Below are 11,810 nucleotides of genomic sequence, written 5' to 3'. Positions count from 1 at the left end.
GAAGGACGATGGAGCAGTCCGCTATCGATCCCACCCTCGTCGCCTGTCGCGACTGCGATCTCCTGCAGCGCCTGCCAGACGTACCGGCAGGCGGGTCGGCGTGCTGCGCACGCTGCCGGGCGCGGCTCTGGCGTTGCCGGCCGCATTCGCTCGATCACACGCTGGCGCTGTCCATCGCCGCTGCGATCCTCTTCGTGATCGCCAACAGCGTGCCGATGCTCGGCCTTTCGGTGGCGGGACGGGAAGCCGCGACGACGGTGATCGGCGGTGTCGTCGCCATGTGGCGCGACGGTCGTGAGCTGGTCGCACTGCTTGTTCTGTTTACCGGGGTAATTGCCCCGGCGCTGGAAATCTCCTGCTTGCTGGGGGTCACCCTGACGGCGCGCCGACCACCGGCACCACGCTGGTCGGGAACCCTACTGCGCACTTACGAGATCTTCCGTGAATGGAGCATGATCGAGATCATGCTGCTCGGTGTTCTGGTTGCGCTGATCAAGATCGCCGAACTCGCGACGGTGATTCCCGGTCTCGCGATCTTCGTTCTCGGTGCGCTGGTTTTCCTGCTCGCCGCCATGGGCGCCGCTTTCGATCCGCGCGCCGCCTGGGAGCGAATCGACTGGGTCGCGAGTCGCTCGGGGCGGCCGGCAACGGGCGGCGACGGGCTGTCGGAGGCGAAATGAACGGGGTGCTGCACGCCAGTGCGATGTCGCTCGGTCTTGTCGGCTGCGAGGTTTGTGGTCTGGTGTCGCGCCCCTTGGCCGGCGCTGTCGCCACGCTCTGTCCGCGCTGCGGCGAACGACTGCATTGGCGCCGTCCCGACAGCATCGAGCAAAGCTGGGCGCTGGTGCTGACCGCGGCGATTCTCTACGTTCCCGCGAATCTGCTGCCGGTGCTGGCCACTTACACGCCCTTGGGCTCCAGCACCGATACCATCATGCAGGGCGTTGTCGAGCTGTGGTCGCCGACGTCGTGGCCCTTGGCCATCATCGTCTTCGTCGCCAGCATCACCATTCCGCTGGGCAAGCTGATCGCGCTCGCTTACCTGCTGATCAGCGTGCAGCGCGGCTGGGTTCGATCGCCGGAGCAACGCATCCGTCTTTATCGGCTGGTGAAGTTCATCGGGCGATGGTCGATGCTCGACGTCTTCGTGGATACCTTTGTCGTCGCGCTGGTGCAGTTGCAGCCGCTGATGTCGGTCGAGCCGGGGCTTGGAGTGCTCTTCTTTGCCGGCGTTGTGGTGGTCACCATGCTTGCGGTGAACCGCTTCGACCCGAGAATGATCTGGGACCTGCCGCAGAAGGAAGGCGATGGCTGACAACGCGCTACCGCCACTTCCCGAGGCGACGGCGGTGGCAAGGCCGCGCCGGCGACTTTCCGCCGTGTGGATCATCCCGATCATCGCGGCACTGATGGGCGGCTGGATCGCGGTGCAGAAACTGCTCGCCGAAGGGCCGAGGATCGAGATCAGCTTCTCGTCGGCCGAGGGTCTGGAGCCGGGCAAGACGACCGTCAAGTACAACGGCGTCGATGTTGGCAAGATCGAATCGCTGAAGGTCGCCGAAGACCGCCAGCGCGTGCTGGCCAGTGTGCAGATGGCGCCGGAGACACGCGATTGGCTGGTCGATGGCACCACCTTCTGGGTCGTACGTCCGCGCATCTCGGGGGGCACCGTCACCGGGCTGGGGACGCTGCTCTCCGGATCCTACGTCGGAATGACGGTCGGCAGCGGCACGGATCGCCTGCGCGAATTCACTGGGCGCGATTTTCCACCGGTGGTGGCTGGAAATACTCCCGGCCGCTTCTTCCTGCTCAAGGCTGCCGACCTGGGATCGCTCGACTACGGCACTCCGATCTACTTCCGCCGCATTCCAGTCGGGCAGGTCGCTTCCTACAGGCTCGACGACGACGGCAGCGAAGTGAGCGTGAGAATTTTCGTGAAATCTCCCTACGAGCAGTTCGTCAATGCCGGGACGCGCTTCTGGCAGGCGAGCGGGCTCGATCTGTCGCTGAACGCGAATGGCCTGAGCGTCCAGACACAATCGCTCGCGTCGGTTCTGATTGGCGGCCTCGCCTTTGACAACCCGCTTGCCGGCACCCGCGCCGAGCCTGCCGCCGAGGACACGAGTTTCCGGCTCTTCCCCGATGAAGCGTCGGCGAAGAAGGCTCCCGAGCGCGGCGCGAGCGAGTTCGTGCTTCATCTCGATGAATCGGTGCGAGGTCTATCGGTGGGGGCACCGCTGACTTTCCTCGGCCTGCCGATTGGCGAAGTCACTGCGGTCGGTCTCGATGTCGGCGATCGGCGGAAGCTGCAGGTACGGGCGCGCGTGGTGATCGCCGTCTATCCGCAGCGTTTTCTCGATATTCTGGCGAACCCCGGAGAACTGACCGGCGGCAAGCCACTTTCGCCCAGCGTTCGCCATGCTTTCGTTGACCAACTGGTGGCGAAGGGTCTGCGCGCGCAACTGCGTACGGGCAGCATGCTCACGGGTCAACTGTACATTGCGCTGGATTACATTCCGAATGCTGCCACGGCCCGGGTAGACTGGCAGTCCAGCCCACCGGAGTTTCCGGTGGCCCGCGGCGGCCTGACCGACATCGAAGCCAAGTTGACCAGCATTCTCGGCAAGCTGGACGCACTGCCGGTGGCGGCCATCGGCGACGACCTGAAGCGCTCGCTGGCCACACTGGCTGATGCGCTGGCCGAGGTGGACGCGCTGGTCAAGCGTTGGCGAGGCGAATTGACGCCAGAGGTGGCTGCCACACTGGTCGAAGCACGCCGCGGCTTTGCCGCCGCCGAACGAGCGCTCGACGCCGCCGGCAGGACGATCGCCCCGGATTCGACCGTGGTCGAAGAGTTGCACGGCACCCTCGCCGAGGTAAAGCGCGCCGCGCAGTCGATTCGCGAACTGGCGGATTATCTCGAGCGCCATCCGGAAGCGCTCATTCGGGGCAAGGAGGCACAGTGAGGTCAGCCACGAGAATTGCCGGTGTCGCGCTGGCGTCGCTCGCTGCGATTTCCACAATTTCGGGCTGCAGTTCGCCACCGTCGCGTTTCTACATGCTGGCGGCGACGGCACGGCCAGAGGGTGCGGCGCCCGCGGCTTACGGTGTGGTGATCGACGGCGTGGGCATCCCGGCCGTGGTCGATCGCTCGCAGTTCGTCGTCCAGCAGGGGCCGAATCGCGTGCTGATCGACGAATTCAACCGCTGGGCGGCGCCGCTCGGGGCCAGCGTCGCCCGTACGGTCGCCGAGAATCTGGTCGTGCTGCTCGCTAACCCGCGTATCGTCAGCGGGCCGCTGGCGCCGAGTTTTGATCCTGCCTACCGGGTGACGATTGATGTGCAGCGCTTCGAGTCGATACCCGGCGAAGCGGCGACGCTCGACGCGCTGTGGGTCGTGCGCCAAGGCGTCACCTCGTCAAGTGGTCGCACGACGGTGCGTGAGCCGGTGCGGGGGGAGGGCTACGACGCGCTCGCCGCTGGGCACAGCCGGGCAATCGCCAGCTTGAGCCGCGATATCGCCGCGGTGATACGCGAATTGCGGGCCCTGCAAAATCCCAACGCTCCTTGATACGAGAAGGAATCGCCATGTGTATTCGATCCACAACCGCGCGCATATCGCTCGCCGCCTTGACCTGCACCCTTGCAGCGTTGCCAGTCTGCGCCGAAATGAGTGCCGAGGAACTCGCCAAGCTGACGCAGAACCCGGTGGGTAACCTGATCAGCGTGCCGTTTCAGAACAATACCAACCTCAGCACCGGGCCACTAAAGGGGACGCAGAGCATTCTCGACATTCAGCCGGTGATTCCGGTCAGCGTGGACGACGACTGGAACGTGATCACTCGTACCATCCTGCCGGTGATCTCCAATCTGGCGTTCGCACCCGGAGAAGACCTCGTCATTGGAATCGGCGACCTGCAGTTCGCGGCTTTCCTTTCGCCCGCGAATCCGGGCACGTGGATCTGGGGTGCCGGGGCCATCACGCAGTTGCCGACCCACAGCAATTCGGAACTCGGCAACAATCACTGGGGTCTCGGCCCGTAGTTCGTCGTCCTTCCCCTCGACAAGGGCGATCCCTGGGTCTACGGTGTACTGGTTACCAACGTCTGGTCGAGTGGGGGTGGGAGCAGCGGGTCGCCCTCGTACAACAACGGTCTGATCCAGTATTTCATCAACTACAATCTTCCCGACGGCACCTTTTTCACCAGCGCACCGATCAATACGGTCAACTGGAAGGCGGACGGTGGTCAGCAATGGACCGGTTCCTTGGGTGGCGGCGTCGGCAAGATCGTCCACTTCGGCAGGTTGCCAGTGAACATGCAGCTCAGCGCCTACTACAACGTCGTTCGCCCCGAGAACACGGCCAACTGGCAGATTCGTGCGCAGGTCCAGTTCTTGTTTCCGAAGTAGGGATAGTGCCAGTGCCTGAGGAGGCCCGCTCCAGCAACCAGCGGCAATCCGAAACATGACCCGACGGGCGAGAACGAAGCCCATTTCGGCGCCTGCCTCCGGGCCCGCGCCGCGCAAGCGGCTGCTCGCAATCGGATTGCTGGCAGGAGCCGTGCTCGTCGGCGTGCTCGTCGCTTTCCTCCTCTATCCGAAAGCGCCAGAGCCGGCAGCAGACTCGCCTGCAGCAGGGACCGCGTCCTCCACCATTGCGGCCCGCTACGTCGGTGCCGAGGCCTGCAGGACCTGCCACGAAAACGAATACCGGGCGTGGAGGGGTTCGCATCACCAGTTGGCGATGCAGGAAGCCAACGCCGCGACGGTGCTCGGCGACTTTGCGGATGTCCGGTTCAAGCACCAGGGAGTCGAGTCGGTCTTCTTCCGGCGCGGTGACCGTTATCTGGTGCGTACCGACGGTCCGGATGGCAGACTCACCGACTACGAAATCGCGTACACCTTCGGAGTGTATCCACTGCAGCAATATCTGATCGCTTTCCCGGGCGGACGTTACCAGGTGCTGCCAATCGCCTGGGACGCGCGTCCGCAGGGCGAGGGCGGTCAGCGTTGGTTCCACCTCTATCCGAAACAGCGGGTCGACCACCGTGATCCCCTGCACTGGACAGGTGTCTACCAGAACTGGGCGCTGCAGTGCGCCGAGTGTCACTCGACCCATCTGCGTAAGGGTTACGACGCGGCCACGCATACCTACCAGACGACCTTCAGTGAAATCAACGTCGCTTGTGAAAGTTGCCACGGTCCCGCTTCGGTTCATGTTGAGTGGGCGCGCAATGCCAAGTCGCCCTACGCCGAGAGCGAAGGCAAGGGCCTTCCCGCCATGCGCAGCCGCTGGAACGAGGCGTGGAAGTTTCCGGGCGACGGCGCCCGGTTCGCCGTGCGTGATCGCCCGGCCGACGCTGCCGGCATGAACAGTTGCGCTGCGTGTCACTCCCGCCGTTCGACCCTCACCGAGGAGCGGAAACCGGGCGCCCCGCTCGAGGACAGTCACCGCCTGGCGATGCTCACCGCGCCGAACTATCACGCCGACGGTCAGCAACGGGAAGAGGTCTATGTCTGGGGTTCGTTCCTGCAGAGCAGAATGCACCAGCGCGGTGTCACCTGTATGGATTGCCACGATCCGCATTCGCAGAAGCTTCGTGCCGAAGGCAATGCACTCTGCACGCGCTGCCATGCGGCGGCGGCCTTCGATACTCCCGCGCACCATCACCACGCCGCTGATGGCAAGGGAGCGGCCTGCGTTGCCTGCCACATGCCGACACAGAACTACATGGTGATTCATGCCCGTCAGGATCACAGTCTACGCATCCCGCGTCCCGATCTTTCGATTGCGCTGGGCAGCCCAAACGCGTGCACCCAGTGCCACGCCGACCGTCGAGCGCAATGGGCGGCCAGCGCAATGGACCGCTGGTACGGCACGAACTGGCGCGTGCGCGCTCACTTCGGCACGACCCTGCACGCTGGCGAGACGCAGGGTGTGCGCGCGCTGCCGGATCTGCTCGAGCTTGCGGCCAATACGGCCTTCCCGGCAATCGTTCGGGCGACTGCGCTGACGCTCGCGCAGCCCTATGTCACACCCACCGTCTTGTCCGCCGCGCGGCCGCTGCTGCGCGACACCGATGCCTCGGTCCGCATTGCGGCACTCGCACTGATGGCGCCGGCCGACCCGGGCGACCGCGTTGCCAGTGCCGGGCCATTGCTCGACGATCCGGTGCGCGGTGTGCGCGTCGAGGCCGCCCGTGTTCTCGCCGACATCCCTGATGCGCAACTTGCGGAGGGCCGGCGCACCACCCGTGCGACTGCACTGCGCGAGTACGAGGAAGCTTTGGCGCTGGGCGCCGATTGGCCCTCGGGGCAGGTCCATCTCGGCGACCTGCGTCTGCGCCAGGGACGCCCCGACGAAGCGATCGCCGCTTTCGCAAGCGCCATTGACCTCGACGCGAGGTTTTCCGACGCTTATGTGAATCTTGCCGATACCTACCGTCGACTGGGACGCGAAGCGGACGCCGAGCGAACCCTGCTCAGGGGACTGGCGGCGCTACCTTCCGACGCCGATCTGCATCACGCGCTCGGCCTACTTCTGGTGCGCAAGGGTGACAAGGCTGGGGCGCTCAGGGAATTCGTCGAGGCGGTGAGACTTGCCCCGGGGAACGCGCGCTATGCCTACGTGCGCGCGATCGCCGTCGATTCGGTCGGCACGCGCGAGCAGGCACTGCTCTTGCTGCGCAGCGCCCACCAGCGCTATCCGAACGATGTCGATATCCTTGTCGCACTGCTGTCGATGAGCCGCGAGGCCGGCGACAGGCAGGCCGCGCTGGCGTATGCCCGGCAGCTTGCGGCGCTGCTGCCGGACAATGCCGACCTCGGCCGCCTGCTGGCAGAACTGGAAGCCCGCTAGAGCCGGGTAGACGCTGGCGGGGATTGGGCGACGTCGGTAGCCGACTGGCATGTCCGCGGCGCTCGTCGACGTCGTAGATGGGGGCGCGGCAATTCCTCCCGTGGGGCCCCGGATCGTGTCTGATGCGAGCTGCCGGCAGCGACCCGCACCATTGCGCCCGTTGACCGGACTATCCTTTGCGCGTATTAGTGCGACCCGGAGTGTTGCTTCCGCGTTGCTCCGCGCACGATGACTACGAGAGGAGACCAACATTGTCGAAGAAAAAGGCCAAAGACAAGTCCGCGAAGAAGGCTGCCGCGGATTCGCAGGCAGTTGCCAGCGATCCGATCCAGCTCTTGAATGATCGTGTCGACGCCTTGGCGGCACAGATCGCAGCGCTGAATCTCAAGGAAGGACCGCCCGGTCCGCAAGGCGCGCCAGGACCGGCAGGGCCGAAAGGCGATCGCGGCCCGGCGGGACCCAAGGGAGAGCGCGGCCCCGCTGGCGCCACTGGTGACCCCGGTCCCGCCGGACCCAAGGGGGACGCAGGCCCGGCCGGTACCAAGGGACCTGCCGGTCCGGCAGGTCCGAAGGGGCCCGCTGGTCCGGCCGGGCCGCAGGGTCCGCAAGGCGAGCCAGCGCCTGTAGGCTGAGTGGCGTCGAGCGCGTGCAGGCGAGAATTGTCATGCGCCATCTCTCCGGCGATCGGCTGCCGCCCGGCGGTTGCCGATCGTCACCAGACCCTGTGCCATCATCACGCCTGTCCGCTGACTTGGCGAGGCATACTGGGCAGCGCATCAATTCGGCGCCGCCACGCCTTCGCAAACTCCCTCCTTCGCACGGCCGGGAAACCGGTTTCCGCCACCTCACAGTAGTCTTGCTGGTCGTCGCACTGTTCCTGGCGTGGTCACCGGATGTTGTCGCTGCGGACAGCCTGCGTTGTCGGATCGGGCACAAGCAGTCGCCGATCGACATCGTGACAGCCGTCAAGGCCGATTTGCCAGCGCTGGACTTCCGTTATCGTGCGGAGCCACTGCGCTTTGCCAACGACGGACACACGCTGCGCGTGCGCTTAGCCAACGACAGTCGCCTGTGGATCGGCGCCAATGCTTACCGACTCGAGCAAGTCCACTTCCACACTCCGGGCGGCGATCGAATCGCCGGAGAGGAGTTTCCGCTTTCCGCACATCTCTTGCATCGGAGCGACGCGGGGCAGTTGCTGGGTGTCGTCGTGCTCTTTCGCCGGGGTGCCGGGAATCCGGCGCTTGCGGCCCTGTGGCCGCGGATTCCGCAACGCGCCGACGGCGATCACCGGTCAAGCGACACGATCGACGCCACTCGCCTGCTGCCTGCCGATCGCAGCTATTATCGCTACGATGGTTCCTTGACTGCTTCCCCATGTACCGAGGGAGTAGTCTGGCTGGTGATGAAACAGCCTCTGGAAGTGTCGAGCGAGCAACTGGCCTACTGGCGGGCGCGCTTTGCCGACAACATGCGGGGACCGCAGCCGACGCACGGACGCATCGTCCAGGAAGGTCCGTAGATTGCCGACGGGTGGGAGCGCGCCTGCCACGCCAAAGCGCACCGATTTCGCAGCACGGACCGAAGATTTGAGTTGGATCAAGAGCGTGGGCGTCGGGATGCGGAAGAATTTCCATACCATCCATCGACAAGGGCTGTGCCATGCGCTCATTTCCCCATTTCCTCCGAATGGCCGTCGCGGTAACGCTGCTGACCGTCGGTGCAAGCAGCGAACCCGTTCTTGCCGAGGCGGTGGCAGACGGTGCCAAACCTGGCACGGCAGGGGTGGCAGTGAAGGTGAGTCCGGAAATGATTGGTGCCGGAATCGTGTCGAGTGGCGTCACCTTGCCACCGATTCCTCCCGTCACCGGCAACCGACAGAAGCCAGTGCCGTCCTGGGGCAAACCGCTGCCCTATCCGGTGGTGATCGCCGACCGGCGCAACAATCGCCTGATCGAGATCGCACCGGACAAGAGCATCATCTGGGAATTCGTCTCGCCGAATCTGAAAGTGTATCGTGGCAACGAGGACGTGAACTTTTCGCCGGACGGCAAGCTGCTGGCGGTCAGCGAGGAGGACAACTATGATGTTCACATCATCGATTACGAGAAGAAGGCGCTGACCTGGACCTATGGCACGCCCGATGTGCGTGGCAAGGAGGCCGGCTTTCTGAATTATCCGGACGATGCGCATCTGCTCGCCGATGGCAGATTCATCACTGCGGACATCCGCAACTGCCGTATTCTGATCATCGACCCCAAGGACAACAGCATCGCCACGCAGTGGGGGAAACCGGGCAAGTGCCGCCACGATCCGCCACACGAACTCGCCCATCCGAATGGCGCGACGCCGCTGGAGAACGGCGACATTCTGGTGACCGAAATCGCCGGTTCCTGGATCTCGCGGATCACTCGCGAAGGGCAGGTGCTGTGGAGCGTTCGTGCTCCCAACATCCGTTACCCGTCGGACGCTTTCATGACGGTCGACGGCAGGCAGGTGGTCGTCGCCGACTTCTGGAAGCCGGGTCGAGTGGTGATTTTCGACCCGGCGACGCGCAAGATCAGTTGGGAGTATTTCGTCAAGGAAGGCGAGAGAATGCTGGATCACTGCTCGATCGCTCGCGAACTGCCGGATACCGGCGACATCTTCGTCGTCGACGATCTGCGCGACCGTGTGCTGGTAATCGACCGCAAGAGCAAGGAGATCATCTGGCAGTACGGAGTCACCGATACCAAAGGGCACAAGCCGGGCTACCTGTTTTACCCGGACGGCTTCGATATCGACGTCTTCCGTGACTGGAAAGCTGCGCTCGGCCGGCGCTGAGTCGGCCGCCACGGTTTCCGCGATGACCCGCTGCGGGAGCCGCGACCGACTCGCGTTCCCGGGTGTGCGGCGGTCTCGCTGGCGGCGTCGCGATTGACTGTGCCGGGCCCTGCTCCCTATACTCCGCCACCTGCCGTGGAAGTGTCGTGCACTTGCAGGGATAGGCCGCGCTCGTCATCGTTGTGGCCGGCGACCGGGCAGGACGAACTGATCGAGGAGTAGCGAATGCGTCGAACGAAGATCGTGGCGACGGTCGGACCGGCCACGGCCGAGCCCGGAGCCATGCGGCAGTTGCTGGCAGCGGGAGTGGACGTGGTGCGGCTGAACGCTGCGCACGCCGACATGGCCACGCATGCCGCGAACGCCCGGCGGGTGCGAGAACTGGCACAGACACTGGGCCGGAACATCGGGATCCTCGTCGATCTGCCCGGACCAAAGATCCGCTCTGGCGTGGTGGCCGGGGACGCGGTCGAGCTCGAATCGGGCGAGGAATTCGTGCTCAGCGGTGGCGAGGACGGCCACGGCGACTCCCGGCAGGTCACTACGACCTTGCCCGAACTGGCACAGTGGATGCGTCCGGGCGACGATGTCTACCTCGCCGATGGAGCGATCGTGCTGCGCGTGCTGACATCGGTCGGCAACGACGTACGCACCGAGGTCGTGCGTGGCGGCACGCTGCGTTCGCGCAAGGGCATGCACCTGCCGCGAGCCGAGGCGCACGTCGATCCCTTCACCGAGCGCGATGCACTGGCGCTCGAAATGGCGATTGCCGCGAAGGCCGATTTCATCGGTCTCTCGTTCGTTCGCCGTGCCGAGGATGTCGAGCGCATCCGGGCGCTGTTGCCCAAGCGCGGCGTGCGTCCGGCGCTGGTGCCCAAGATCGAGACGGCGGCAGCGATCGACAATCTCGAAGGGATCATCGGCGCTGCCGACGCGGTGATGGTCGCGCGTGGTGACCTCGGCATCCAGATGCCCGCACGACGCGTGCCACTATTGCAGAAGGAAATCATCCGTCAGTGCAACATGGCAGGCAAGCCGGTGATCACGGCCACCCAGATGCTCGAATCGATGACTCGTTCGCCTTTGCCGACGCGGGCCGAGGTGAACGACGTTGCCAACGCCGTGCTCGATGGTACCGACGCCCTGATGCTCTCGGAAGAGACGGCAGTGGGACTGTTCGCCGCCGAAACGGTGCGCATGATGGGCGAAGTCGCGGAGTCGGCCGAAGAGTGGCCGCGACTGCGCGCTGATCGGGCAGCCATCGTCGGCTCCGATTCCGACCGCGTCTCCTGGGCGGTGGCACACGCTGCCGTGCAGGCGGCGGAGGATCTCGGTGTCGCCGCGATTCTCTGCCCGACGCGCAGCGGCGACACCGCGCGTCGCGTCGCGGCTTTCCGGCCGAACGTCCCGATCGCCGGCATCGCAGCAAGTGCGCCGGTGCTGGGCGGTCTGTCGCTGGTATGGGGAGTGCGGCCGTTGATGATCGTCGAGAATGCCGATCGGGTCGAGCAACTGCGCATCGCGGTCGAGGCGGCGCGTGCGGCCGGCGTAGTCCGCGACGGCGACCTCGTGGCGCTGGTGTTCGGCTCCGCCGGTCCGCGCGCCGGCAGCACCGACAGCGTACGCATCGTGCGCGTTTGAACGGGCAACAGGCCATGGGCAACGCCTACGTCGTCGGACACATCGCGGTGAAGGACGAGCAGAAATGGGCTGCCTATCGAGAACAGGTACCGGCCACTCTGGCCCCGTGGGGTGCCGAACTGGTCTTTCGCGGGAAACGGGCGGCGATTCTGGCCGGTGAACATCCCTACGTTGACATCGTGGTGATCCGTTTTCCCGACATCGCGGCGATCGCCGGTTGGTACTCGTCCGCCGTGTATCAGTCGCTGATTCCGCTGCGCAAGCAGGCGGCAGACGTGCTTCTGCTATCGTATGAAAGCTAGTCGCAATACTTTCCTGGCTTGACGCCGGCATTGCTCGCGAGCCATACTAGCCCGGTATGTCATCCATCACCTTCAGGAGCGGGGAAGAAACATGAACAGACGATTCTCGATCAGCGGCGCAGTGCTGGTGCTGGCCGCCATGGTGGCGCTGGCAAGCGCAGCACCGGCGCTTGCCGAAAGCACGG

The 11,810-nt window shown here is 65.0% G+C and carries 11 protein-coding genes; all 11 read left to right on the top strand.

From position 1 onward, the window contains the following. Positions 1–8 precede the first annotated feature (8 nt). The 11 genes from NFV80_RS10465 to NFV80_RS10415 all read left to right on the top strand — a co-directional run bounded on the left by NFV80_RS10465 (position 9) and on the right by NFV80_RS10415 (position 11,625). On the top strand, positions 9–680 hold the full coding sequence (locus tag NFV80_RS10465) for a paraquat-inducible protein A (RefSeq protein WP_295329798.1): 672 nt from the start codon (positions 9–11) through the stop codon (positions 678–680). After that, entirely contained in the window at positions 677–1,315 is a 639-nt protein-coding gene (locus NFV80_RS10460) for a paraquat-inducible protein A (protein ID WP_295329800.1), read from the top strand. Before NFV80_RS10465 ends, NFV80_RS10460 begins: the two co-directional genes overlap by 4 nt. Further along, positions 1,308–2,966, top strand: a complete 1,659-nt coding sequence (locus tag NFV80_RS10455; RefSeq protein WP_295329802.1) for an MlaD family protein — start codon at positions 1,308–1,310, stop codon at positions 2,964–2,966. Before NFV80_RS10460 ends, NFV80_RS10455 begins: the two co-directional genes overlap by 8 nt. A 92-nt stretch (positions 2,967–3,058) precedes the next feature. Next, positions 3,059–3,571, top strand: coding sequence for a PqiC family protein (locus NFV80_RS10450; protein WP_296758622.1), 513 nt, complete (start codon positions 3,059–3,061; stop codon positions 3,569–3,571). Positions 3,572–3,588: 17 nt separating this feature from the next. Continuing rightward, positions 3,589–4,044, top strand: a complete 456-nt coding sequence (locus NFV80_RS10445; protein WP_295329806.1) for a hypothetical protein — start codon at positions 3,589–3,591, stop codon at positions 4,042–4,044. A gap of 222 nt (positions 4,045–4,266) precedes the next feature. Continuing rightward, positions 4,267–4,410, top strand: a complete 144-nt coding sequence (locus NFV80_RS10440) for a hypothetical protein (protein WP_295329808.1) — start codon at positions 4,267–4,269, stop codon at positions 4,408–4,410. A 136-nt stretch (positions 4,411–4,546) separates the two neighbouring features. After that, positions 4,547–6,859, top strand: a complete 2,313-nt coding sequence (locus NFV80_RS10435; protein ID WP_295329809.1) for a tetratricopeptide repeat protein — start codon at positions 4,547–4,549, stop codon at positions 6,857–6,859. 856 nt (positions 6,860–7,715) lie between these two features. Continuing rightward, complete coding sequence (locus NFV80_RS10430) at positions 7,716–8,381, top strand: carbonic anhydrase family protein (protein ID WP_295329811.1); 666 nt, start codon at positions 7,716–7,718, stop codon at positions 8,379–8,381. A 140-nt stretch (positions 8,382–8,521) separates the two neighbouring features. Then, on the top strand, positions 8,522–9,682 hold the full coding sequence (locus NFV80_RS10425; RefSeq protein WP_296758617.1) for a PQQ-binding-like beta-propeller repeat protein: 1,161 nt from the start codon (positions 8,522–8,524) through the stop codon (positions 9,680–9,682). Between the two features lie 225 nt (positions 9,683–9,907). After that, complete coding sequence (pyk, locus tag NFV80_RS10420) at positions 9,908–11,323, top strand: pyruvate kinase (protein WP_295329815.1); 1,416 nt, start codon at positions 9,908–9,910, stop codon at positions 11,321–11,323. Between the two features lie 14 nt (positions 11,324–11,337). Continuing rightward, on the top strand, positions 11,338–11,625 hold the full coding sequence (locus tag NFV80_RS10415) for a DUF1330 domain-containing protein (protein WP_296758614.1): 288 nt from the start codon (positions 11,338–11,340) through the stop codon (positions 11,623–11,625). Positions 11,626–11,810 lie beyond the last annotated feature (185 nt).

Origin of the sequence: Accumulibacter sp. (assembly GCF_023806565.1) — a bacterium.
Taxonomy (GTDB): Bacteria; Pseudomonadota; Gammaproteobacteria; order Burkholderiales; family Rhodocyclaceae; genus Accumulibacter.
Note: the sequence above shows the minus strand (reverse complement) of the source record. Positions and strands in the feature narration are given on the sequence as shown.

Bases quoted from the DNA above. Each gene is read 5' to 3' on its own strand.
- NFV80_RS10465 (WP_295329798.1), top strand. From the start codon at position 9: ATGGAGCAGTCCGCTATCGATCCCACCCTCGTCGCCTGTCGCGACTGC.
- NFV80_RS10460 (WP_295329800.1), top strand. From the start codon at position 677: ATGAACGGGGTGCTGCACGCCAGTGCGATGTCGCTCGGTCTTGTCGGC.
- NFV80_RS10455 (WP_295329802.1), top strand. From the start codon at position 1,308: ATGGCTGACAACGCGCTACCGCCACTTCCCGAGGCGACGGCGGTGGCA.
- NFV80_RS10450 (WP_296758622.1), top strand. From the start codon at position 3,059: ATGCTGGCGGCGACGGCACGGCCAGAGGGTGCGGCGCCCGCGGCTTAC.
- NFV80_RS10445 (WP_295329806.1), top strand. From the start codon at position 3,589: ATGTGTATTCGATCCACAACCGCGCGCATATCGCTCGCCGCCTTGACC.
- NFV80_RS10425 (WP_296758617.1), top strand. From the start codon at position 8,522: ATGCGCTCATTTCCCCATTTCCTCCGAATGGCCGTCGCGGTAACGCTG.
- pyk (WP_295329815.1), top strand. From the start codon at position 9,908: ATGCGTCGAACGAAGATCGTGGCGACGGTCGGACCGGCCACGGCCGAG.
- NFV80_RS10415 (WP_296758614.1), top strand. From the start codon at position 11,338: ATGGGCAACGCCTACGTCGTCGGACACATCGCGGTGAAGGACGAGCAG.